The following is a 20631-nucleotide window of genomic DNA, read 5'->3' on the forward strand; positions in this document are numbered from 1 at the left end:
CGGCGTGCCCCTCCAGTCTAGACGCTTACAGCTGTGCGCTTGAAAAGGTATCGCAGGCATTGACCTGGCCGCCTTCGAAGCCGGTGGTGAACCAGCGCACGCGTTGTGCCGAGGTGCCGTGGGTGAAGGAGTCCGGGACTACCTGCCCACGGGATTTCTGTTGCAGGCGGTCGTCGCCGATGGCGTTGGCGGCGTTCAGCGCTTCCTCCAGATCGCCGGGCTCGAGCCAGTCCAGGCGTCGTTGTGCGTGGTGTGCCCAGATCCCGGCCAGGCAGTCGGCCTGCAACTCCTGGCGAACCAGCAGGCCGTTGGCACCCTCCAGGTTCTCACCGCGCTGGCGCGCCGCGTTGACCTTGGCGGAGACGCCCAGCAGGGTCTGCACGTGATGGCCGACCTCATGAGCGATCACGTAGGCCTGGGCGAAGTCGCCAGCCGCGCCGTAGCGCTGTTCCAGATCGCGGAAGAAACTCAGATCCAGGTAGACCTGCTTGTCGCCCGGACAATAGAAGGGGCCAACTGCCGAGCTGGCGAAACCGCAGGCCGAGTTCACGCCGCCATCGAACAGCACCAGGGTTGGATCCTGATACTGGCGATTGGCGGACTGGAAGATCTCGCGCCAGGTATCTTCGGTATCTCCGAGCACCGCCCGCACGAACTCCGACTGCTCGTCATTGGCGGCAGGATTATCCGTCTGACTGCTGGAGTAACCCCCCGACTGGCCCGCCAATTGACCCAATATCTGCAGCGGATCCTGGCCCATCAGTAGGCCGACCACCACGACAATGGCGATACCGCCCAAGCCCAGGCCGCGGCCACCACCGAAGCGTGACCCACCACCGCGGGCATCCACCACGTTGTCACTGCGTCGTGCTCGTTTCCAGCGCATGGGGATGTCCTTTCAAGAGGGCGATTCAGTTGCCCGGGTAGCTACTGACCACACTTTCGCCGCCTTGTGCGTCCAGACCGATGACCTGATAGGCATCGCGGATATTGCCGCGCTCCATACCCGGTGAGCCGGTGGGCATTCCGGGTGCGGCGATGCCGAGTAAATCCGGGCGTTGGCGCAGCGTGAGGATGTCTGCCGCGGGAACGTGGCCTTCGACGAACTTGCCGTCGATCACGCCGGTATGGCAGGAACCCAGGTGCTCGGGTACGCCTAAACGCTGCTTGACCGCGTGCATATCGGTTTCAACGTGATCGTTGACTTGAAAACCGTTGTCTTGCAGGTGGCTGATCCAGCCTTTGCAGCAGCCGCAGTTGGCATCACGGTGCACGTCGATGGTGGGCGGCTCGGCGGCCTGGGCGATACCGGCGAATAGGCCGGCGAGCAGAAGCAGTGGGCGCATGCTGAGAATCCTGATCAATGATGAACGAGCATAGCGCCGTGCCGGAGGATTTACCTCACCCGATGGCTTGACTGGGGCATGCTGCGCCAACGCCTTCCAGCGGCCGCGGTGAGTGGCCTATGCTCACTGCCTGTGAATAAAGGAGTCATGCCATGTTGTTTGCCCGTGTGTTTCTCGCTGTGCAGATCCTGGTGCTCGCCGGGTTTGGCGTGGCTTATTTCCTGCGCCCCCAAGAGATGGGCGCAATCAGCGGTATGTTGCTGATGGAGGCGTCGGCGGTGACCGATGTTCGGGCCTATTACGGCGCCCTACAGGTGGGGGTGGCGGTCTTTCTCGGTTTGGGTTTGTGGCTGCGCGAGTTGACTCGCCCGGCGCTGACGTTACTGCTGGTGCTCTACGTCAGCCTGGCACTGGGCCGCATTGTCGGTATGTGGCTCGATGGTGGCGCGCAGCAGACCTTCAACCTCTGGGCGGCGCTGTTCGAAATGGTATCAGCCGGTCTTGCCGGTTGGGCGCTGCAGCGTTTGCGTGTGCGTCGCAATCCACCGTTACGTGTAGCAGATGAGTGACCTTCATATTCGGGCAGCCTGCGTTGCGGATGCCGAGGCGATAAGCGAGGTTATCGTCCGGGCTTTGCGACAAAGCAATGCGCTGGACTATCCACCATCGGTGATCGAGCGCGTGGTGGGCAATTTTACGCCCGCTGCGATTGTGCAACTGCTTGCGATCCGTTTGGTGCTGGTGGCTGAGCTCGGAAACGTTATCGTCGGCACCGCGAGTCTGGATGGTGAGGTGGTGAGAACGGTTTTCGTAGCGCCCGCTGTGCAAGGGCGCGGTATTGGCCGAGCGTTGATGTGTGCGATCGAGCAGGCTGCGCTACAGGCAGGCGTGCGGCGGTTATCTGTTCCCTCTTCGCTGACGGCCAGGGCTTTTTATGCCGCGCAAGGCTACAGCTTGGTTCGCGAGGTTGTGGACAACGATGAACGCACACTGGTGATGGCGCGTGACCTTTGATGCGCCACTTTATGACAGGCAATAAAAAACCCGCCGAAGCGGGCTTTTACTGACCAATGCCAACATCCTGTCGGCTGCCATCCTGGCTATGGTCACGTCGTCCATGACCCCGAGCACATCCTGTGCTGCAGGAATGTGGCTAGATTACGGCGTCATCGATCTGTCGGCGAGAGCGAACCCGCGCGTTGTCGTGTAAGCCTTTCGCTATAGTTGCGCTGGAGTATCGACCAGTTCACGGGCACTCCCCCTGTTAAACGCCTATCTACAAGCTTTAACAACCTTTAACAACACCGCTTGGCCATCCATCCCTAGGCTTCGAGTCGTTGCAGGAAAGCCCGCTCATCGAGGTGGTTTTCCTGAAACCGGTTATCACCGCTGGTGGTGCCGCCAATTACTACCCTTAGATTCGTTTGGAGATATCCCATGGCTGAGACTCCTGCAGTAAACAGTGGCAACTCAGACGCCGCCATCGAAAAGATGTCCGCAGTGTTCGATATGGCGATCGAGAAATCCGCCAAGATCACCGAGATCACCACGGCCAAGAAAGCCGAGCTCGACGCTACCAAGCAGCGTCCGCAGAACTGACCCGGGCTGCAGGCGGCGCTTGGCGTCGCCTGCAACCTGTGTCTGCGCCGTTATCGGCACCTTTTCCATCGAGTGCGTGGTCTGGCCGTTCTGGCTGGATATGTCGCTCGATAGCGCGATCCCTGAGCCCTGGTGAGTCATATGACTGCGATAGCCTCTAGTTCCGTCCTGCCGAACAGCGGCGACCAGCCCCGTCTGGATGTGACCGCAGGCATCCACCGTGGCGTATCCCTGCCGCTTGATGAAGCGGTGTACAGCATCGGCAGTGGCACTGCGGCGAACCTGATGCTGCGTGACGCCGGCGTTGCGGAGCGTCACCTGACCCTGCGTTTCAGTGCCCGCCACGTCGGCGTGGAGGCCACCGGCGGCGACGTTCGGGTGATCCGTGGCGGGCGTGAAACCACGATCGCGCGCGGTCACGGCTACCGCGGTCGATTGCCTGTGGATATCCGCATCGGCGAAGCGACTCTGCGCCTCGCCATGCCTCAGCGCGGAGGTTCGGCTGCCAATCCCGTGTGGTACGGCAAGGCGCAATGGGCCATTGCCGCGCTATTCATGTTCATTTGTGCGGGCGCCCTGGCGATGCTGCGCGACACCCCGATGTACGCCTCCGAGCCCGAGTCGCTGCAGCGCCTGACTATTGCCGAGGAACAGCCGGCAGAGGCGCCCAAGGCAGCGTCACTACAACTGGCACGCGCCGACTTGGCCAGCCAGGCCAAGGCCGCCGGGCTGAACAATCTCAAGCTCGATGCCAGTGCCGGTCAGGTGCGCGTCAGCGGCACCGTGGAGCCTGGCCAGAAGCAGGACTGGCTGGCCTTGCAGCAGTACTTCGATGGCCGTTACGGGCGCCAGTACGTACTGCGCGGTGACGTCAGCGTGCGCGAAAACGCCGCCCGCCCACGGGTCAATTTCCAGGCCGTATGGTTCGGCGACAACCCCTACGTGATCAACGCATCAGGTGCACGCCTGTATCCCGGCGCACCGTTGGAAGGTGGCTGGAAGCTCGAGCGTATCGAGGACGGTCAGGTGGTGTTGGCGCTTGGCGATGAGCGCTTCGCTCTCACACTCGGGCCTTCGCCAGTGCCTGAGGGGTAGGGTGTGTTCCTATTCCAGCATCGCGGCAAAACGGGCCCGGCCCTTCGGGTTGCGCGGGAAACCTCGCCATGCGTCGTTGGCGGACTTGGCAAGGGAATAACCATTACCGGCGTCCTCCGCCTAGCCTGGCGAGGTTTCTCGCGGCAACGCGTCTCGTGCTGGAATAGGAGCACACCCTCAGCATGAAGATCGATTCACGCGCTCCACTGGCACATGTCGATTCAGCTTCGCAGGCCAGTAACCGAACGGCTGATCTGCTACCTACATCGATAAAGCCTTCACCAGCTCCTCGTGAGCCCAGCCTGCCGCGCACGCCGCCACTGCCATCGGTACAGGATGACCTGCAGGCGCTGGAGCTGGCTGCTGGTGTGGAGCCTGGTCTGTTCGCCGGTTCACGGCCCGCGGAAATTCTAGAAGACATTCTCGAACGCATCTTGCCGACGCTGCCGCTCGACGGCGAAACCAGAACGCTGGCCATGGCCCTCGTCCGCGAAGAGCTCGACACCCGTCAGGCTCTGGATCGGCAACGGGTCGAAACCGAGACGGGGGAATGATGCAGCGCGACGATCATGATGCCGCCAAGCTGTTGCAAGGCCTGGGCGATCTCTATCTGCGGGTTGGTCAGGGGCAGCGCGCGCTGGTGCTGTTGCTGCTGGCCGTACAACTGAACCCTGACGACCAAGTGTTGCTGGCCCGCCTGGCTGCCGCCTTCACCGCCATCGGCGATGGCGAGCGGGCGTTGCGTACCCTGGATCGTCTGCATGCGCTGCAGGGCGAGTCGGCGGCCTGGCTGCTGCTGCGCAGCCGTGCCCTGTGGAGCACCGGCCAGCACGCCGAGGCACGCGGCTGTTTCGCCCGCTACCGGCAACTGCGCCAGGAGCGTGAAGCATGATGGCGCGCCTCAGCGCCCTGGCGGGCATGGCCGCGCAGCGCACCGAGGTGGTGGTCATCGCCTTTATGATGATGGCCATCGTGATGATGATCATCCCGCTGCCGACCTACCTGGTCGATACCCTGATCGGTATCAGCATCGCCCTGAGCATTCTGGTGCTGGTGGTGGCCTTCTACATCAGAAAGCCATTGGAGTTGTCGGCACTGCCGGCACTGATTCTGCTCAGCACGCTGTTTCGCCTGGCCCTGTCGATCAGCACCACACGGCTGATCCTGCTGCACGCCGATGCAGGGCACATCATCGAAGCCTTCGGCAAGTTCGTCATCGCCGGCGAGGTGGTGGTGGGGCTGGTGATCTTTCTGATCATCACCGTGGCGCAGTTCGTGGTGATCACCAAGGGGGCCGAGCGAGTTGCCGAGGTGGCCGCACGCTTCAGCCTGGATGCCATGCCCGGCAAGCAGATGAGCATCGACAACGACTTGCGTAACGGCGACATCGACGCCAACGAGGCCCGTCGTCGGCGCTCCGACCTGCAGCGCGAGAGCCAGCTGTTCGGCGCCATGGACGGTTCGATGAAGTTCGTCAAAGGCGATGCCATCGCCGGCCTGATCATTCTTTTTGTCAACCTGATCGGCGGACTGCTGATTGGCATGCTGTCACGCGGTATGTCGTTCGCCGACGCGGGCCACACCTACTCGCTGCTCACCGTCGGCGATGGCCTGATTTCGCAAATTCCTGCGCTGCTGATCGCTGTCGCGGCCGGTACCGTGGTCACCCGGGTCAACAACGAGGCTGAGCAGGTCGACCTGGGTACCGAGATCATCCGCCAAATGGGCAATAGTCAGCGTGCACTGACGATCACGGCATTGATTCTGCTCGCGGTGGCTTTTATTCCTGGTTTTCCAGCCGCCGTGTTTGTCGGTTTGTCAGCGGTGCTCGGTCTGTGCGCCTGGATGCTGCGGCGGCGCCAGAACCGTGAGCTGGAGGCCGAAATGACGCTGCCCGAGGTGGTCGAGGAGACTGCTGTCGAGGCCGAGGCGGAAAACGAAGCCGAGGGATCAGCCGCCGCGGATTCACGGGTGCTGCTGTCCCTCGGTTCGGCGCTGGCCGAAGCGGTGCCCCTGCAGCCCTTCAAGCAGCGCCTCGAGGTGCTCTGCCACGATCTGCACAACGAGTTGGGCATCGAATTTCCGATGCCGTCGGTGCTGGTCGACATGGCTGCGCCGGCTGGCAGCTATCGCGTCGAGCTGGAAGGCGTGCCGGTAGATCAGGGCGAGTTGAACCCTGCTCAGGTGCTGCTGCGCGACGATCCCGTGCACTTGCAACTGCTCGACATCCAGGGCGAGGAGCGCGCATCACCGCTGAGCAGCCGCCCCGGTGTATGGATCGCCGGCGAGCACCAGGCCGACTTGAGCGATGCGGGCATCGTCTATCTGCGCCCGGACGAAATTCTCCGTGATGTGATGGCGCGTACCCTGCGCCGTTACGCCGGGGACTTTCTCGGTATTCAGGAAACCCGTCAGCTGCTCGCCCATCTGGAGGAGAGCCATGGCGAATTGGTCAAGGAAGCCCTACGTGCGGTGCCCTTGCAACGTATCGCCGATGCCCTTCGCCGTCTGGTGGCAGAGGGGGTATCGATCCGCAACCGCCGGGCGCTGCTCGAGGCGATGGTCGAGTGGGGCGGTCGCGAGGGTGATGTCGGGCGTTTCAGCGACCACCTGCGTACCGCGCTGGCGCGCCAGATCAGCCATCAGCATGCCGATGAAAAACGGGTGATCGCCGCCTTCGTGCTTGGCTCGGCCCTGGAGGCTCAACTGCTGGAGGCCGCGCGTCAGCAAGACACCGGGCGTGGCGAAATCCGCGCTCGGGAAGCCACCCGCGGTCTGCTCAAGGCGCTGCGTCAGCAGTGCGCGCAACTTCCCGAACAGGTCAAACCGACCCTGGTGGTGCACCCGGAGTTACGCCGCCGGATCCTGCGCCTGTGCATGCGTGACGAACTGGAGATGGCCGTGTTGTCCTTTACCGAACTGGCTCCTGAATACAGCCTGCAGGCGATCAAGGTGATCGGTACGCCGGCTACTGCGCGGGCGGAAAAAAGCCAACCGGCACCTGCTCTGGCAGGTGCCACATGATGCGTGGGCTGTTGTTGTTGCTCTGCTGCATGCCATTGCTGGCTGTGGCGCAGTCGCCGCGGGAGGGCAGCATCGAGCTGGCGACGGGGGAGGGGCGCATCATGCGTTTCGCCGAGCCCGTGGATGCGGTGATGGTCGCCGAGCCGGGCGTTGCCGACCTGCAGGTGGTGTCGCCTGGCGTCATCTACCTGTTTGGCAAGCGTGCCGGGAACACCACGCTGGTGGCCTTGGGCAGCGACGAGCGGGAGATAGCCTCGCTGCAGATCAACGTCGGCAGCAATGGGCGGCCGATCAGCAGCGCGCTGCGCAGTCGCTATCCACAGAGCAGCGCCGTAGTGAAGGGCGTGGGCAATCGCCTGGCGGCCAGCGGCCAGGTCAGCAGCGTCGGCGAGGCGCTGGATCTCAATGCCATGCTCGACCCTACCGGGCAGGAATGGCAGGGCGCGGTGAACACCGCGACCTATCCGGGTTCGGCGCAAGTGAATATTCGCGTGCGTTTCGCCGAGGTGTCTCGCGAGGAACTGCTGCGCTATGGCGTGAGCTGGAATGCCTTATTCAACAACGGCACCTTTTCCTTCGGCCTGCTCACCGGCGGCAACCTGGCAGCGGAAGCGGCGAGTGGCGCCTCCAACTTGATAAGCGCCGGCCTGGACAGCGGCAATTTCAATATCGACACCGTGCTCGAGGCGCTGCAGAGCAACGGCGTGCTGGAGATTCTCGCCGAGCCCAACATCACCGCCATGACCGGTGAAACGGCGAGCTTTCTGGCAGGCGGTGAAGTGCCGGTGCCGGTGCCGGTAAACAGCGATTTGGTCGGCATCGAATACAAGTCCTACGGTGTGTCGCTGCTATTCAGTCCGACGGTGCTGCCGGGCGACCGCATCGGCCTGCAGGTGCGCCCGGAAGTCAGCAGCCTGATGGGCGGCAGCACCTTGGAAGTGTCCGGGTTCCGCGTGCCGTCGTTCCGCGTGCGCCGCGCCGATACCCGCGTCGAGGTGGGCAGCGGGCAGACCTTCGCCATCGCCGGCCTGTTCCAGCGAGAGAACTCCCAGGATCTGGAGAAAGTCCCGCTGCTCGGTGACATGCCGATCCTCGGCAACCTGTTCCGCTCCAAGCGCTTCCAGCAGAACGAAACCGAGCTGGTGATCCTGATCACGCCTTATCTGGTCGAGCCGATGCAGACCCAGGCCATGCTCACGCCGCTCGATCGCGCCAACGGCATGCATGCGCAGGCGCCAACGCGAAGCAGTGCCTTCGGGTTCTATCTGCAATGAACGGGAGTGCTGCCGTGATTCGTTTAAGTCTGTCTGGCGTCTGTCTTCTGCTCGCTGCGTGTCAGACCGAATTGAAAGCGCTGGCCTACGAGACTGGCTTCGAGCGGGTGGTCGATGCCGAAGGCCGCAGCCTGCTGATCCCCAAGGCGTGCCGACGCTACGATGGCGACGGCCAGCTGATACCAGAAGAGGATGTGCTGGCGCTGCCACTTGGCTGTGCCAATAACGCCAACCTGTTGCGCATGGTTGAGCGCCGTGGTGATGTGCTGCGCGGTCGCGAGACCGGGCCGACACTGGCGGCGCCCGTGGGCCGGGCGGCGCAGTCGTATCTGGAGGGCTTCGAGACCGAGGAGAAGCGCCGCCGTCGACAGGAACAGGCGGCGCAGAACGCTATCTCAGGTGGTGCGCGATGAGCCCCCGGCAGCGCCTATTTGTTGGCGCTCAGGCCCAGTGCTCGGGCGCGTTCGGCGGGGTCGGCGATGGCAGCGATACGCTGCGCTTCGGCGATCAGCGACTGACGCTCGGCTGTGCTGACACCGACGAGTTGCACGCTGGCCGGTTTACCTTGTGCGCCGGCCAGCACCTGAACCAGCAGCGCGGCGCGCTGGTGACGCGGTTGCGCGGTGGGTGCACGGTCGACGCCATCGATTTCTCGCAAGGCCTTGGCACTATCACCGTTGAGGGCGTAGGCCAGTGCCAGGTTGCTGCGCGCATCGAGATCCGAGGGCGTCAGTTTGTTGGCTGTAGCGAAGGCATGCTGCATGGCGACGATATTGCCCAGCTGCGCCTCGGCTGCGCCAAGCCGGGAGAAGGCCTGGACGTTGTCCGGCATTTGCTCGGCAGCACTGGCGAGCAACGGCTGGGCGCGCTCCGGATACCCCAGGCGCAGTTGTGCAGTGCCCAGACCCAGCAGGCCGACAGGGTTGTCCGGCTCCAGGGAGACGGCTTTCTGGTAGGCCTGTTCGGCACCCGGCAGGTTGCCACCGGCCAGGCGAGCGGCACCGAGCCGCTGCCAGGCCTCGAAACCGGCGCCGGGCTGTTCGGCGGCGCGCTGATAAAGCGTCGCGGCGGTACCGCGGTCACCGCGCGCCTCGACGTCGCCGGCCAATTTCATCAGGCGTTGGTAGGCATCATCACCCGCTGGCGCGGACGCATTGCTGGGCGCGTTGCTGCTGCAGGCGCCCAGCAGGGCGAAGCTGGCGAGCAGCAGAATGTGGCGGGGGGAAATCGACGGCAAAGGCGGTGCTCCTGGGTTGATCCGGCACGTGCTGGGCATTCTATAGAGCCATCTTCGGCGGGGTATGTGAAGCGGCTGCGAAATCTTGTGATTGTTGCCGGCCAGCGGTTGTTTCACCGCCCTGCCTGCGCCGATAGTGGTTCCATGAGGCGCGGCCTGGCGCTGGCTCTGCTGTTACTGGCGGGTAGTGCGGGGCTGGCTCGCGCCGAGGCAACGCCACAGTGGTACGAACAGCCCTACGCCTACGTGGTGATCAACCAGGATCTGCGCAGTGCACTGGAAGCCTTCGGGCGCAACCTCGGTCTGCCGATGGCAATTTCCAACCGGGTCAAGGGGCGCGCACAGAGCAATCTACGTGCTTCCAGCGCTGGCGAGTTTCTCGACGCGCTGTGTGGCAACAGCGGCCTGACCTGGTTTTTCGACGGCAACATGCTGCACGTGAACAGTGAGGAAGAGATCGAGATTCGCCAGTTCGAACCCAGCGGTTTCCAGCTCGACGAGCTGCAGACCTCCCTGGACGAGCTGGGTGTAGCAGGCAAGCACCTGTCCCTGCGCAGCAGTTTCCACGGGGACGGCATGCTGATTTCCGGGCCGCCGCCCTACATGGCGCTGGTTCAGCAACGTATCGATCAACTGCAGAGCCCGGTGGTAGCGGAACCCGAAGTGGTTCGCGAACGGGGGGTGCGGGTGTTTCGCGGTAGCGCCGGCATCCAGGTGGTCAAGGATGCGGACGAATAGCAGGTAGCTTTTCAACATCCAGGTGAAAGGAGAGATCCCATGGCAGTCAGTTCGGTAGATGGCAACAGCACTGTAGAGAACACCCCTGAGGCCGAGTTCGACCAGGCGCTGGAGAACGCACAGGCCGAGGAGGAACTCACCGATAGCATGATTACCCAGGCGATCATTCTGGGCGGCCAGTTCCTGATCATGCCGCGAGCTCAGGAGATCCTCAAGGAAGCCACCGCGGACGATGAAGAATAACCACGGGGATCGGCCATGACAGTCAGCGCAGCAGTTGCCACGGCGGCCCCTTCGGCCGCCGGCCAAGACGTCGCCCAGGTATCGCAGAACCTGTTCGAGCACATGGCCAGCCAGGCCAAGGGCATGCCGCAAGGTGCCAGCCCTAACCAGATCGGCGAAAACCTGATGGAGCGTCTCAACGGTTTCATCGACCGCTCGCGGGGTTTCTCCGACGCTGCTGCCGTGGAGCGCACGCCCTACGTCAGTAACTCGCCAGTAGACAAGGGCGCTGGCGTCGAGCCGGGCAAGGTCAACGAACAGCAGATCGATCGTCTGGTCGGCTCCCTCAGCCGTGTCTTCGATTACTCCATCGAAACCCAGATGGTGGTGCGTGGCGCCACGCAGATTTCCGGCTCTGCCAACACCCTGCTAAGGGGCCAGTGAATATGCGCGGGCATCCCTTTCGGCTGGTCGCGCTGTTGATGCTGACGCTGCTGCTGCAGGCCTGTGACGGCATGGTGCTGTACAGCAACCTGGGCGAGCGTGAAGCCAACAGCATGGTCGCTGCATTGCTGCGTGAGGGCATCGCCGCCCAGCGCCAGGTGCAGGAGGATGGCCGCATCACCGTCAGCGTGCCCCAGGAGCGGCTTTCCGATGCCGTGGCCCTGCTCGACGAGGCCGGCCTGCCGGAGCAGCAGTTTTCCAACATGGGCGAAGTGTTCAAGAACAACGGGCTGGTGTCATCGCCGGTACAGGAGCGGGCGCAGATGGTTTACGCCTTGAGCGAGGAGTTGTCGCACACCGTTTCGCAGATCGATGGCGTGCTGTCGGCGCGGGTGCACGTGGTGCTGCCCGACAACGACCTGCTCAAGCGGGTGATTTCGCCTTCATCGGCGTCGGTGCTGATCCGCTATGAGCCGGATACCGATGTCGACCAACTGATTCCGCAGATCAAGACCCTGGTCGCCAACAGCATCTCGGGGCTCAACTACGACGGCGTTTCGGTCACCGCGATCAAGGCGGCGATGCGTAACCTGCGTGACGATACGCGGCCACCGCTAAGCTCATTCCTGGGCATCTGGATGCTCGATGAAAGCGTGTCGCGGGCACGTACCCTGTTCTTTACCGGGCTGCTTCTGCTGCTCGGTATGGCCGGGGCATTCGCCTGGTACCTGTGGCGCGAACGCCAGGGCCAGGGCACCTACGTACTGAGGGAAAGCGAATGAGCCAGGCATTGCGCGACGCCTGGCGCGCGCTGCTGGCTCAACCGATGCAATTCGTCGCCGAAGATTGCCTGGAAGCCGCATTGCTCGGCGCGGTGCCCCGTGAGCGGGTGATCGATCTGGCCAGGCAGCCGCGCTTCGCGGGGCGCATCGGCGGCTTGCTCGCTTCTTATTACGGACTTGAACCACTGGCGAGCGTTGGCCAGGTCGCCGATGACGACCTGCCGGTGGTGCTCCTGTCCCAGCAGCGTTTTGCCCGTCTCGCGTTGACCTGCGGTGCCTGCCAGCATGCCGCCTCCCTGGCTCGGGAGATTCGTGGGCCGCTGGTGCAGAGGTTGCGTGCGCATCTGGGAGACGAGGTCTACGACCTGGCCGTGAACTGGCGCGCACCACCCGTCGGCAAGCAGGCGATCATTTCGGGCGATGCGTTGCTCGCCGCCATCGACCAGGATGGACAGCGTTGCGTGGATGCCTGGCTGGCCGCACAGCCGGCCCCGTTGCAGGCCTGGCTGCGCCTGCGCTTCGATCTGGCTGCGCAGCTGTCGACAGGCAACGGCGATGACATCCAGCGGGTACGCCAGGTGGCCAGTGCCCTCACCGCTCAAGAAGAGCGGGGCGTGGCATGAGTACCCTGCCAAGTAAACCTGGCCAGCGCATCCTGCGTGGCGAGCAGGCCGCGCAATGGATCGACGGCTACGCCTTTCTGCAGGCTGCCCGCGAGGAAGCCGAAAGAACCCACGACGACTTGCAGCGCCTGCGTGATCAGGCACGAGACGAGGGCCTGGCGGACGGGCGCGCCGAAGGGCAACGCGAGGCAGCGGAGCTGCTGGCACGCACGGCGCTGCAGGTCGATGACTACCTGGCCGGCCTGGAAGCGCAGATGACCGATCTGGCCCTGGGCATCGCCCGCCAGGTGATCGGTGAACTGGATGACGGCACGCGCCTGGCACTGTGTACGCGTCGGGCATTGTCGGCGTTCCGCGAGGGGCAGCGGCTGCGCCTGCAGGTGCGACCCGATCAGCTCGACGCGGTGCGCGGGCAACTGGCCGATCTCGGCGAACGTCTGCAGGTGGAAGCGGATGACAGCCTCGCCGCTGGCCATGCCCGTCTGAGCAGCCCCCAGGCCAGCGTCGAGCTGGATCTGCATACCCAGCTGCAGGGGTTGCGCCAGGCGTTGTTGCCCGGTGTGCTGGAGGGCGGCGCATGAATGCGCCCCTGAACGACCTGTTGCCAACCCTCAGCGCCCGCCTGGACGATGCGCAACCGCGGCCGTTGCGCGGGCGTATCCGCAGTATCCGCGGCACCCTGATCCAGGCCAGCGTACCGGACGTCGGCATCGGCGAGCTGTGCCGTCTCAGCGATCCAGCCAGTGGCCGCGTGCTGACTGCCGAGGTGGTGGGGTTCGACGGCGATGAGGCGATTCTCTCGCCGGTCGGCTCTCTTGAGGGCCTGTCGACCCGTACCGAAATCGTCGCCACGGGCGAGAACCAGAGTGTGCTGGTGGGCGATGCCCTGCTTGGCCGGGTGATCGGGCCGCTGGGCGACTGCCTTGATGGCGGCCCACCGATCAGTGGCCTGCAGCGCTATCCATTGCAGGCCGAGCCGCCTGCGCCGTTTTCCCGGCAACTGATCGAGCAGCCGATGCCGCTCGGTATCCGTGCCATCGACGGTCTGCTCACGGTGGCTCGCGGTCAGCGCATGGGTATCTTCGGCGAGCCCGGCGTGGGCAAGTCGTCGCTGCTGGCGAGCATCGTGCGGCGCAGCGAGGCCCAGGTGATCGTCATCGGCCTGATCGGCGAGCGCGGACGTGAGGTGCGCGAGCTGCTCGACGTCCACCTGGGCGCCGAAGCCCGTGCCCGCACTGTCGCGGTGGTCGCTACCTCGGATCGCCCGGCCACCGAGCGGGTCAAGGCCGCGCTGGTGGCCACCGCCCACGCCGAGTATCACCGTGATCAGGGCCGCCATGTGCTGCTGTTGCTCGACAGCCTGACCCGCTTCGCCCGTGCCCAGCGCGAGATCGGCCTGGCCATCGGCGAGCCGCCGACCCGCCGTGGCTACCCACCGTCATTGTTTTCCGCTCTGCCGCGCCTGCTGGAACGCTCCGGGCCCTCGGCCACGGGCAGCATCACGGCGCTGTATACGGTGCTCACCGAAGGTGACGCCTCCCTCGACCCGGTGGCCGAGGAAGTGCGCTCGATCCTCGACGGCCATCTGGTGCTCAGTGCCGCGTTGGCCCAGCGCAACCATTTCCCGGCCATCGATGTGCTGCAGAGCCGTAGTCGCCTGATGGATCGGGTGGTCGAGCCCGAGCAGCGGCAGCTCGCTGCTCACCTGCGTGCACTGATGGCGCGGCATGCCGATATCGAACTGTTGGTGCGTACGGGCGACTACGTGCCCGGCAGCGATCCTCTGGCCGACGAGGCCATCGCCCGGCAGGCTGCCATCGAACAGTTCCTGCGCCAGGATGCCGCCGAACCTAGCAGTCTCGACGACACGCTGCGTGCGCTGCGCAAGGTGCTGGCATGAGCAGCGCCCACGCCGTGCAGCAACTGGACGATCTGCGTCGCCTGCGCGAGCGTCGTGCCGAGGCGCAACTGACCAGCTGGCGCGTGCGTTGCCAGGAGGCGGCCCAGCGGCTGGCCGCAGCGCAAGCCGAGGTTCGCGAGGCGCTGGCGTTGCTCGAACAGGAAGCCCGGCAACTGCAGACCCTGCTCAGCGAAGGCGCACTGCCGGTTGGGCAGTACCGCAACGCCCTGGATCTTCTCGACGCCCTTGAGGCGCAGCGCGGGCATCTGGCGGAGCAGGCCAGCGAGGCATGTCGGTATCTGGCCGAAGTGCAGGCCAGCCGTGATCAGGCTCACCAGCTCTGGTTGCGTCGTCAGCTGCAATGCGAGGCACTGGAGCCCTTGCTGCAACGCCATTACCGCACTCAGCAGCGGGCCGCTGAGGCGATCGAGGAAAGCCTTGCCGAAGACCGTTCCCATGGAGCCACACGTCGATGAATTGCCATCAATCGTCGCTGCCCGCGCCTTTGCTACCGTTGCTGCCGCAGCTCGATGTCGCCCGGCAGGCGCTGCACAATCGTCTGTTGCGGCTCCGCCAGCCCTGGCAGGGACAAGTGGCCGGCGAGCGGCTCGAGGTCAGCGTCAGCGGCCAGCCGTCAGCAATGGACGCGGCCATTGTGCTGCCTGCGCGGCTCGGAGCGGCGACGCTGCAACTGCATATGGATGCGCCCCTGCTCGAGTGGCTGCTGGCGCCCCTCGATCTACAACGTGATTTTCACAGCCTGCCGCAGCCCCTGCAGAGCGTGCTGCTCGAACAGGCGCTGTTGCCTTGGATTGCACCTCTGGAACAGGAACTGGGCGAGGCCCTGACACTGGATGCCGAGCCGCAGCCCTGGGATTTCATGCTGACCCTGCAACCGAGTATCGCGGGTGCGCGGCTCGGCGTTCTTGGCCTGGGCCTCAGCACTGCTGCCGGCGAAGCGGTGGCCGGTTTGCTGGAGCGCCACCTGCAGCCGGCGCGCCATGCGCTGCCGATGTTGCAACTGGGCCTGGCGCTGCAGCGAGGCTGGCAGACCCTGAGCCTGGCCGAACTGCGCAGCCTGCAGCCGGGCGATGTGCTGATGCTCGATTGTCCGTCGGGCGCCGATGGTTTGTTGGTGCTCGCCAATGGACACCGGCAGGCCCGTTTCAAACGCCAGCAGTCCGGCCTGGAACTGCTCGAAGCCTTGCAACCGATCAACCCGAATACGGAGAACCCCATGGGGCAAGACGCCGATGATGCGCAACTGGACGATGTACCGCTGACGGTGATCTGTCAGATCGGCAGCCTGGAGCTACCGCTGGGGCAACTGCGCGAACTGGGCGAGGGTAGTGTGCTGGCCCTGCCTGTCATCGAGGCCGAACAGGTCGAGCTGATGGTCAATGGGCGCTGCGTAGGGCGCGGCGAGCTGGTCGCCATCGGTGATGGTCTGGGTGTACGCCTGACCCGGTTCGCCAGCCTATGACGGATTACCAACCGAACCTGCTGGAAATCATTCTGGTCGTTACCACGATCGGTCTGATTCCCCTGGCGGTGGTGACCCTGACCGGCTTTCTGAAAATCTCCGTGGTGCTGTTCCTGATCCGTAACGCCCTGGGCGTGCAGCAGACGCCGCCGAACCTGGTGCTCTATGGCATCGCCCTGATCCTCGCCGTGTACGTGACCACGCCGCTGATCGGCGAAATGTACCGCGAGGTGGAGGGCCGCTCGATCAGCCTGCAGAACGCCGAGGAACTGCGCGAACTGGGGGACGCCCTGCACGCGCCCTTGCAGACGCATCTGTCACGCTTCGCCAACCCTTCTGAACGCGCATTCTTCGTGCAGGCCACCGAGACCGTATGGTCAGAGGAGGCGCGCGCCGATCTGCGCGACGACGATCTGGTGGTGCTGATTCCTGCGTTCGTCAGCTCCGAGCTGACCCGTGCCTTCGAAATCGGTTTTCTGCTCTACATCCCCTTCCTGGTGATCGACCTGCTGGTGGCCAACGTGCTGATGGCCATGGGCATGATGATGGTGTCACCGACACTGATCTCGATACCCCTGAAGATTTTTCTATTCGTCGCCGTCAGCGGCTGGTCACGGCTGATGCACGGCCTGATCCTCAGTTACGGAGGAGGGTGAAGCATGGGCCAGGATGTATTTCTCTCGTTGATGAAGCAGGCACTGATGACCGTGCTGCTGCTTAGCGCGCCCGCCTTGGGCGTGGCTATTCTCATCGGCCTGGGCGTAGGGCTGTTGCAGGCGCTGACGCAGATCCAGGATCAGACCCTGCCGCAGGCGGTGAAGCTGGTGGCGGTGCTGCTGGTGCTGGTGCTGATCGGCCCGTTGCTGGCGACCCAGGTGGCGGCGCTGGCGAGCCACGTGCTGGACAATTTCCCCGCCTGGACACGCTAGGGCATGGATGCCGACATCGGCCTGGGCATCGCCGAGATCGCCTACCCGGTGATCTCGGCGGCGGCCTTGGCGGTATGTCGGGCGCTGGGCTTGGTGTTCATCACCCCGGCATTCAACCGCCTGGGGCTGACCGGGATGATCCGCAGTTGCGTGGCGGTGGCGATTTCCGCGCCGATGTTCTTGCCAGCTTTCTCTGCGCTGACCGCGCTGGAGGATTACGGCAGCTTCTTTCTAGCCGGTCTGATGGTCAAAGAGTTCCTTATCGGGGTGACCGTTGGGCTGCTGTTCGGCATTCCGTTCTGGGCCGCCGAAGTGGCCGGCGAGCTGGTCGATCTGCAACGCGGGTCGACCATGGCGCAACTGGTCGACCCGTCCGGAGCCGGCGAGTCCGGGGTAACCGCGACCTTGCTCAGCGTGATGTTGATTACCCTGTTCTTCATGTCCGGCGGCTTCATTCTGATGGTCGACGGCTTCTATCACAGCTACCAGCTATGGCCCGTCACCGCGTTCACCCCGGTGATCGCCAGTTCGGCGCTGGAGGCGGTGTTGGCGATTCTCGACCAGGTGATGCGCATCGGCGTGCTGATGGTGGCGCCGCTGATCATTGCCCTGCTGGTCGTCGACATGATGCTTGCCTACTTGTCGCGGATGGCACCGCAGATGAATATCTTCGACCTCTCACTATCGGTGAAGAACCTGATCTTCACCTTCCTGATGGTGCTTTACTGCGGCTTCCTGATCCCGCTGATGCTCGAACAACTGGCCGAGTTTCGCGGCACCGTCGAGGTGCTCAAGACGCTGTCTGGCGCAGGTGAGTCCTAGTGGCGGGCAACAGCGGCAGCGAGGAAAAATCCCAGCCGGCCTCCGACAAGAAACTGCGCGAGGCCCGCCAGAAGGGCCAGGTTTCGAAGAGCCAGGACATGGTGTCGGCGGTGGTGCTGCTCGGCTGCACAGTGTGCATCGCCTTTATCGCCGGCATCGCCGAGTCGCGGGTGCGCGGCTTGCTTGACCTTGCCGCGACCATCTACGTCGAACCGTTTGCCACGGTTTGGCCGCGCCTGCTGGAGAGTGCTCAACAGGTATTGCTGCGCACCGCTCTGCCGATCCTTGGGATAACCGTGGTGTGCGTGATTCTCACCAATATCGTCACGATGCGCGGCATGCTGTTCTCCGGTGAGTCAATAAAACCAGACATTGCCCGGATCAATCCGGTCGAGGGTGCCAAACGCATCTTCTCGATGCGCAATTTCATCGAGTTTCTCAAGAGCCTGTTCAAGGTGCTGGTGCTGTCGGTCGCCTTCTACGTGGTTGGGCGTATCGCCCTGCAGGCGCTGATGGAGTCGTCGCGCTGTGGTGCCGGGTGCATCGAATCGGTGTTCTTCCTGCTGCTCAAGCCGCTGGTGGCCACGGTTATCGTCACCTATCTGGTCATCGGTATCGTCGACGTGCTGCTGCAGCGCTGGCTGTTCCAGCGTGAAATGCGCATGACCCGCAGCGAGCAGAAACGCGAGCGCAAGGACATGGACGGTGATCCGCTGATCAAGCGCGAACGTCAGCGCCAGCGCCGCGAAATGCAGGCCCTGAGCAGCCGCAAGGTCGGTATCGCCCATGCCACGTTGATGATCGGCAGCGAAGACGGCTGGCTGGTCGGCGTCCGCTACGTACGCGGCGAGACCCCGGTGCCGGTGTTGGTATGCATCGCCTCGGCGCAGGACGCGAAAGCCTTGCTGGCGCAGTCAGTGAGCCTGGGCGTGCCGCGCAGTGCCGATGCCAAACTGGCTGCCGATATTGCCAAGCGTGCAGTGAAAGGCGAGCCGATTCCGGCCAACACGTTTCAGCCGGTGGCCGATGCGCTGGTCGCGGCGCGGCTGATCTAGCAATCGCTGTCGGGCTGTCAGGATCTGTCGCAGTGGCCGCCGTCCATCCGCGATGTCCCGATCTTTTGCCGCTCAGCGTACCTGCTGGCGCAGTGGAGCCTGATAGTGCGCCTGCTCGACTCGCGGGCGCGACGAGCGATCTCGATAAGGGCCAAGGCCGAGTGCCGCCAGCGTCAGTTCCAGGCCTAGCGACTGGTTGCCGTCGGTGGAGCAGGCCCAGGTCAGTGCCGAGCGGATAGTGTCGCTTTCCGCGCCGTAGAGGCTCTTCCAGGCTTCCGGCACCACGGTTTCCAGCTGATTCGCGGCTTTCTTCACCACGGCCAGTGCATAGGCGGCGTGGCGGGCGACGATCCGTTGGGTATTGCCGGTCTGGTCGAGTTTTTCCAGGGCGTATAGACGCTCGGTTTTGGGCATCTGGTAGAACTTCAGGGTGTCGTCGCGGTGAGCGATCAACAGGGACTTATCCACCAGGCTTTCGATCAGCGGCAGCGGATCGCCCGATAGCAGTTCGTCGCCTTCGACTATGGCGCGCACTGCATTGAGGGTGAAGGTGCCGTTGAAAATCGCCACCAGTCGCAGCATCGCCTGCTCGGCGGGTGCCAGCGTCTGGTACGACCAGTCCAATGTGGCACGCAGCGAACGATGGCGTGGCGGCGCGGTACGGCGACCCTCCATTTGCAGGCGAAACTCGCCGTCCAGCAGCTCGGCAAGTTGTGCCAGACCGAAGGCGCTGGCGCGGGTCGCGGCGATTTCGATGTCCAGAGGGATGCCGTCGAGCTTGCGGCAGATGCTGATCACGTCTGCCACGTTGCCGTCGTTGAGGGTGAAGGCGGTGTCACTGGCCTGCACCCGTTCGACGAACAGTTCGATGGCCGGGTAGGCCAGCGCCTGCTCGCTGTTCGGATGCTCACAGGCCGCCGGCAATTGCAGTGGCAGCAGGCGTTCGACCTGTTCGCCCGCGGTGCGCAATGGCTCGCGGCTGGTGGTGAGAATGGCGCAGTCAGGGTCCACTTGAGCAGGGTTTCCACCACCAGAGCGGTGCCATCCAGAGCCTGTTCGCAGTTATCCAGAATCAGCAACTGGCGGCGTTGCTGCAGGTATTGCATCACGTCACGCAGGGGGTCGCTGCCCGCCTGCAGGCCCAGCGCTTCGGCCAGGGCGTGAGGGATGCGGCTGTCGTCATCGATTTCACTGAGGTCGACGAAGCAGGTGCCGTGGGGCATCTCGCCGGCCAACTGGTTGCCCAGCGCCAGAGCGACGGTGCTCTTACCGATACCGCCGGGGCCGACCAGGGAGATCAGGCGAGTCTGCAACAGTTGCTCGCTCAGTCGCTGCAGCACCGCATCGCGGCCCAGTGGTCGGCTGATCAGGCTGGGTAGCGACTGTAAGCGCTCCGCAACTGCTGGCTCACTGGAGGCCTCGTAGGGCTCGGTACGGGCCACGAAACGATAGCCGCGGCCGGGAACGGTGACGATGTATTCGAAGCCACTTTCATCCTCACCGAGCACCCGGCGCAGGGCGACGATCTGCGCGCGCAGGTTGCACTCTTCGACGATGACCTTGGGCCATGCACAGGCGATCAGTTCGGATTTTTCCAGCAGCTCACCCGAGCGCGAGGCCATCGCAATGAGCAAGTCCAGCGCGCGGCTACCCAGGCTGACGGGTTCGCCGTTCTTCAGTAACAGATGCTGGCGTGGGTAGAGGATGAAGGCCCCGAACCGCAAGGCGCCTTCGCTGCTGAATGGTGCATGGTCATAAGGCGTCTCGGTCGGCGTGGTGGTGCCGAGAGTGGTCGAATACATGCCTATAGTCCCTCAAGGATTATGGTTGTTGTACGCACTGGCGACGGCTGCGCGTGAGCGCACCCAGTCATGCTCGGGTTCGGCTCGTGTGGCGGCCCGGTGAGACGGGTGCTGACGAAACGTGCCAGTACGGCAGTTTGAATAGGCAAGAAGAAATCCCCCCAAACGTCGTTTGTTTTTGTTTATCACCGCATCGCTACAAAGCGGTGTCGATCAGAGGCAGGGGTACACATCGCAATTAACGTGCCGCGCCCGG

Annotated in this window: 27 protein-coding genes; 22 read left to right on the forward strand and 5 right to left on the reverse strand. The window is 64.0% G+C overall.

The features are described 5' to 3' along the window. Positions 1-25: 25 nt before the first annotated feature. Complete coding sequence (ypfJ, locus tag ACZ0AI_RS20150) at positions 26-886, reverse strand: KPN_02809 family neutral zinc metallopeptidase (protein ID WP_463563385.1); 861 nt, start codon at positions 884-886, stop codon at positions 26-28. A 25-nt stretch (positions 887-911) separates the two neighbouring features. After that, positions 912-1346: a DUF411 domain-containing protein gene (locus ACZ0AI_RS20155; RefSeq protein ID WP_463563386.1), complete on the reverse strand. Its 435-nt coding sequence runs from the start codon at positions 1344-1346 to the stop codon at positions 912-914. A 152-nt stretch (positions 1347-1498) separates the two neighbouring features. On the opposite strand from ACZ0AI_RS20155, the gene ACZ0AI_RS20160 reads away from it, so the two are divergent. The 9 genes from ACZ0AI_RS20160 (at position 1499) to ACZ0AI_RS20200 (ending at position 8751) form a co-directional block, all read left to right on the forward strand. Next, a complete protein-coding gene (locus ACZ0AI_RS20160; RefSeq protein WP_463563387.1) occupies positions 1499-1915 on the forward strand; it encodes a DUF4345 domain-containing protein in 417 nt (138 codons plus the stop codon). Then, positions 1908-2360, forward strand: coding sequence for a GNAT family N-acetyltransferase (locus tag ACZ0AI_RS20165; RefSeq protein WP_463563388.1), 453 nt, complete (start codon positions 1908-1910; stop codon positions 2358-2360). The genes ACZ0AI_RS20160 and ACZ0AI_RS20165 overlap by 8 nt, the downstream gene beginning before the upstream one ends. 423 nt (positions 2361-2783) lie before the next feature. Then, positions 2784-2945, forward strand: a complete 162-nt coding sequence (locus ACZ0AI_RS20170) for a hypothetical protein (protein ID WP_463563389.1) — start codon at positions 2784-2786, stop codon at positions 2943-2945. A 141-nt stretch (positions 2946-3086) separates the two neighbouring features. After that, positions 3087-4040 carry a SctD/MshK family protein gene (locus tag ACZ0AI_RS20175; protein WP_463563390.1) on the forward strand — a complete coding sequence of 318 codons (954 nt, stop codon included), beginning with the start codon at positions 3087-3089 and terminating at the stop codon, positions 4038-4040. Between the two features lie 182 nt (positions 4041-4222). Beyond that, on the forward strand, positions 4223-4594 hold the full coding sequence (locus tag ACZ0AI_RS20180) for a hypothetical protein (RefSeq protein ID WP_463563391.1): 372 nt from the start codon (positions 4223-4225) through the stop codon (positions 4592-4594). Beyond that, complete coding sequence (locus ACZ0AI_RS20185) at positions 4591-4932, forward strand: tetratricopeptide repeat protein (protein ID WP_463563392.1); 342 nt, start codon at positions 4591-4593, stop codon at positions 4930-4932. Before ACZ0AI_RS20180 ends, ACZ0AI_RS20185 begins: the two co-directional genes overlap by 4 nt. Continuing rightward, on the forward strand, positions 4929-7064 hold the full coding sequence (gene sctV / locus ACZ0AI_RS20190) for a type III secretion system export apparatus subunit SctV (protein WP_463563393.1): 2136 nt from the start codon (positions 4929-4931) through the stop codon (positions 7062-7064). The genes ACZ0AI_RS20185 and sctV overlap by 4 nt, the downstream gene beginning before the upstream one ends. A gap of 29 nt (positions 7065-7093) precedes the next feature. After that, positions 7094-8338 (forward strand): type II and III secretion system protein family protein, encoded by a 1245-nt coding sequence (locus ACZ0AI_RS20195; RefSeq protein ID WP_463565984.1) that lies wholly within the window; start codon positions 7094-7096, stop codon positions 8336-8338. Positions 8339-8352: 14 nt separating this feature from the next. Next, positions 8353-8751, forward strand: a complete 399-nt coding sequence (locus tag ACZ0AI_RS20200; RefSeq protein ID WP_463563394.1) for a hypothetical protein — start codon at positions 8353-8355, stop codon at positions 8749-8751. A 14-nt stretch (positions 8752-8765) separates the two neighbouring features. Here ACZ0AI_RS20200 and ACZ0AI_RS20205 read toward each other — a convergent pair whose 3' ends face one another. Next, complete coding sequence (locus ACZ0AI_RS20205; RefSeq protein WP_463563395.1) at positions 8766-9575, reverse strand: tetratricopeptide repeat protein; 810 nt, start codon at positions 9573-9575, stop codon at positions 8766-8768. A gap of 144 nt (positions 9576-9719) precedes the next feature. On the opposite strand from ACZ0AI_RS20205, the gene ACZ0AI_RS20210 reads away from it, so the two are divergent. From ACZ0AI_RS20210 to ACZ0AI_RS20270, 13 genes are all read left to right on the forward strand, one after another. Continuing rightward, positions 9720-10313, forward strand: coding sequence for a type III secretion protein (locus ACZ0AI_RS20210; protein WP_463563396.1), 594 nt, complete (start codon positions 9720-9722; stop codon positions 10311-10313). Between the two features lie 39 nt (positions 10314-10352). Continuing rightward, entirely contained in the window at positions 10353-10556 is a 204-nt protein-coding gene (locus tag ACZ0AI_RS20215) for a hypothetical protein (RefSeq protein WP_463563397.1), read from the forward strand. Between the two features lie 102 nt (positions 10557-10658). Continuing rightward, a complete protein-coding gene (locus tag ACZ0AI_RS20220; protein WP_463565985.1) occupies positions 10659-10979 on the forward strand; it encodes a hypothetical protein in 321 nt (106 codons plus the stop codon). 2 nt (positions 10980-10981) lie between these two features. Continuing rightward, positions 10982-11761 (forward strand): type III secretion system inner membrane ring lipoprotein SctJ, encoded by a 780-nt coding sequence (gene sctJ, locus ACZ0AI_RS20225; protein WP_463563398.1) that lies wholly within the window; start codon positions 10982-10984, stop codon positions 11759-11761. Then, entirely contained in the window at positions 11758-12384 is a 627-nt protein-coding gene (locus ACZ0AI_RS20230) for a type III secretion protein (protein WP_463563399.1), read from the forward strand. Before sctJ ends, ACZ0AI_RS20230 begins: the two co-directional genes overlap by 4 nt. Further along, a complete protein-coding gene (sctL, locus tag ACZ0AI_RS20235) occupies positions 12381-12965 on the forward strand; it encodes a type III secretion system stator protein SctL (protein ID WP_463563400.1) in 585 nt (194 codons plus the stop codon). The genes ACZ0AI_RS20230 and sctL overlap by 4 nt, the downstream gene beginning before the upstream one ends. Continuing rightward, the gene (locus tag ACZ0AI_RS20240) at positions 12962-14284 is read left to right on the forward strand and encodes a FliI/YscN family ATPase (protein ID WP_463563401.1); all 1323 of its coding nucleotides are present in this window, start codon (positions 12962-12964) and stop codon (positions 14282-14284) included. Before sctL ends, ACZ0AI_RS20240 begins: the two co-directional genes overlap by 4 nt. Further along, on the forward strand, positions 14281-14760 hold the full coding sequence (locus tag ACZ0AI_RS20245; protein ID WP_463563402.1) for a hypothetical protein: 480 nt from the start codon (positions 14281-14283) through the stop codon (positions 14758-14760). Before ACZ0AI_RS20240 ends, ACZ0AI_RS20245 begins: the two co-directional genes overlap by 4 nt. Then, entirely contained in the window at positions 14757-15767 is a 1011-nt protein-coding gene (gene sctQ, locus ACZ0AI_RS20250) for a type III secretion system cytoplasmic ring protein SctQ (protein WP_463563403.1), read from the forward strand. Before ACZ0AI_RS20245 ends, sctQ begins: the two co-directional genes overlap by 4 nt. Then, positions 15764-16423, forward strand: coding sequence for a type III secretion system export apparatus subunit SctR (sctR, locus tag ACZ0AI_RS20255; RefSeq protein WP_042556778.1), 660 nt, complete (start codon positions 15764-15766; stop codon positions 16421-16423). Before sctQ ends, sctR begins: the two co-directional genes overlap by 4 nt. 3 nt (positions 16424-16426) lie before the next feature. Further along, positions 16427-16696, forward strand: a complete 270-nt coding sequence (locus tag ACZ0AI_RS20260) for an EscS/YscS/HrcS family type III secretion system export apparatus protein (protein ID WP_042556779.1) — start codon at positions 16427-16429, stop codon at positions 16694-16696. A 3-nt stretch (positions 16697-16699) separates the two neighbouring features. Beyond that, complete coding sequence (gene sctT / locus ACZ0AI_RS20265; RefSeq protein WP_463563404.1) at positions 16700-17518, forward strand: type III secretion system export apparatus subunit SctT; 819 nt, start codon at positions 16700-16702, stop codon at positions 17516-17518. Continuing rightward, positions 17518-18573, forward strand: a complete 1056-nt coding sequence (locus tag ACZ0AI_RS20270; protein WP_463563405.1) for an EscU/YscU/HrcU family type III secretion system export apparatus switch protein — start codon at positions 17518-17520, stop codon at positions 18571-18573. The genes sctT and ACZ0AI_RS20270 overlap by 1 nt, the downstream gene beginning before the upstream one ends. 72 nt (positions 18574-18645) lie before the next feature. On the opposite strand, the gene ACZ0AI_RS20275 is transcribed toward ACZ0AI_RS20270, so the two are convergent. Further along, entirely contained in the window at positions 18646-19380 is a 735-nt protein-coding gene (locus ACZ0AI_RS20275) for an ATP-binding protein (RefSeq protein WP_463563406.1), read from the reverse strand. Beyond that, positions 19368-20297 (reverse strand): winged helix-turn-helix domain-containing protein, encoded by a 930-nt coding sequence (locus ACZ0AI_RS20280; protein WP_463563407.1) that lies wholly within the window; start codon positions 20295-20297, stop codon positions 19368-19370. Before ACZ0AI_RS20280 ends, ACZ0AI_RS20275 begins: the two co-directional genes overlap by 13 nt. Positions 20298-20631 lie beyond the last annotated feature (334 nt).

It is taken from the genome of Pseudomonas sp. AC355, assembly GCF_979258205.1.

What these genes read in the sequence shown, in the direction of transcription:
- ACZ0AI_RS20185 (WP_463563392.1), top strand. Translation starts at nt 4,591, where the DNA reads ATGATGCAGCGCGACGATCATGATGCCGCCAAGCTGTTGCAAGGCCTG.
- sctQ (WP_463563403.1), top strand. Translation starts at nt 14,757, where the DNA reads ATGAATTGCCATCAATCGTCGCTGCCCGCGCCTTTGCTACCGTTGCTG.
- sctJ (WP_463563398.1), top strand. Translation starts at nt 10,982, where the DNA reads ATGCGCGGGCATCCCTTTCGGCTGGTCGCGCTGTTGATGCTGACGCTG.
- ACZ0AI_RS20165 (WP_463563388.1), top strand. Translation starts at nt 1,908, where the DNA reads ATGAGTGACCTTCATATTCGGGCAGCCTGCGTTGCGGATGCCGAGGCG.
- ypfJ (WP_463563385.1), bottom strand. Translation starts at nt 886, where the DNA reads ATGCGCTGGAAACGAGCACGACGCAGTGACAACGTGGTGGATGCCCGC.
- ACZ0AI_RS20160 (WP_463563387.1), top strand. Translation starts at nt 1,499, where the DNA reads ATGTTGTTTGCCCGTGTGTTTCTCGCTGTGCAGATCCTGGTGCTCGCC.
- sctT (WP_463563404.1), top strand. Translation starts at nt 16,700, where the DNA reads ATGGATGCCGACATCGGCCTGGGCATCGCCGAGATCGCCTACCCGGTG.
- ACZ0AI_RS20210 (WP_463563396.1), top strand. Translation starts at nt 9,720, where the DNA reads ATGAGGCGCGGCCTGGCGCTGGCTCTGCTGTTACTGGCGGGTAGTGCG.
- ACZ0AI_RS20260 (WP_042556779.1), top strand. Translation starts at nt 16,427, where the DNA reads ATGGGCCAGGATGTATTTCTCTCGTTGATGAAGCAGGCACTGATGACC.
- ACZ0AI_RS20155 (WP_463563386.1), bottom strand. Translation starts at nt 1,346, where the DNA reads ATGCGCCCACTGCTTCTGCTCGCCGGCCTATTCGCCGGTATCGCCCAG.
- sctV (WP_463563393.1), top strand. Translation starts at nt 4,929, where the DNA reads ATGATGGCGCGCCTCAGCGCCCTGGCGGGCATGGCCGCGCAGCGCACC.
- ACZ0AI_RS20180 (WP_463563391.1), top strand. Translation starts at nt 4,223, where the DNA reads ATGAAGATCGATTCACGCGCTCCACTGGCACATGTCGATTCAGCTTCG.
- ACZ0AI_RS20220 (WP_463565985.1), top strand. Translation starts at nt 10,659, where the DNA reads ATGGCCAGCCAGGCCAAGGGCATGCCGCAAGGTGCCAGCCCTAACCAG.
- ACZ0AI_RS20245 (WP_463563402.1), top strand. Translation starts at nt 14,281, where the DNA reads ATGAGCAGCGCCCACGCCGTGCAGCAACTGGACGATCTGCGTCGCCTG.
- ACZ0AI_RS20170 (WP_463563389.1), top strand. Translation starts at nt 2,784, where the DNA reads ATGGCTGAGACTCCTGCAGTAAACAGTGGCAACTCAGACGCCGCCATC.
- sctR (WP_042556778.1), top strand. Translation starts at nt 15,764, where the DNA reads ATGACGGATTACCAACCGAACCTGCTGGAAATCATTCTGGTCGTTACC.
- ACZ0AI_RS20240 (WP_463563401.1), top strand. Translation starts at nt 12,962, where the DNA reads ATGAATGCGCCCCTGAACGACCTGTTGCCAACCCTCAGCGCCCGCCTG.
- sctL (WP_463563400.1), top strand. Translation starts at nt 12,381, where the DNA reads ATGAGTACCCTGCCAAGTAAACCTGGCCAGCGCATCCTGCGTGGCGAG.
- ACZ0AI_RS20215 (WP_463563397.1), top strand. Translation starts at nt 10,353, where the DNA reads ATGGCAGTCAGTTCGGTAGATGGCAACAGCACTGTAGAGAACACCCCT.
- ACZ0AI_RS20230 (WP_463563399.1), top strand. Translation starts at nt 11,758, where the DNA reads ATGAGCCAGGCATTGCGCGACGCCTGGCGCGCGCTGCTGGCTCAACCG.
- ACZ0AI_RS20195 (WP_463565984.1), top strand. Translation starts at nt 7,094, where the DNA reads ATGCCATTGCTGGCTGTGGCGCAGTCGCCGCGGGAGGGCAGCATCGAG.
- ACZ0AI_RS20175 (WP_463563390.1), top strand. Translation starts at nt 3,087, where the DNA reads ATGACTGCGATAGCCTCTAGTTCCGTCCTGCCGAACAGCGGCGACCAG.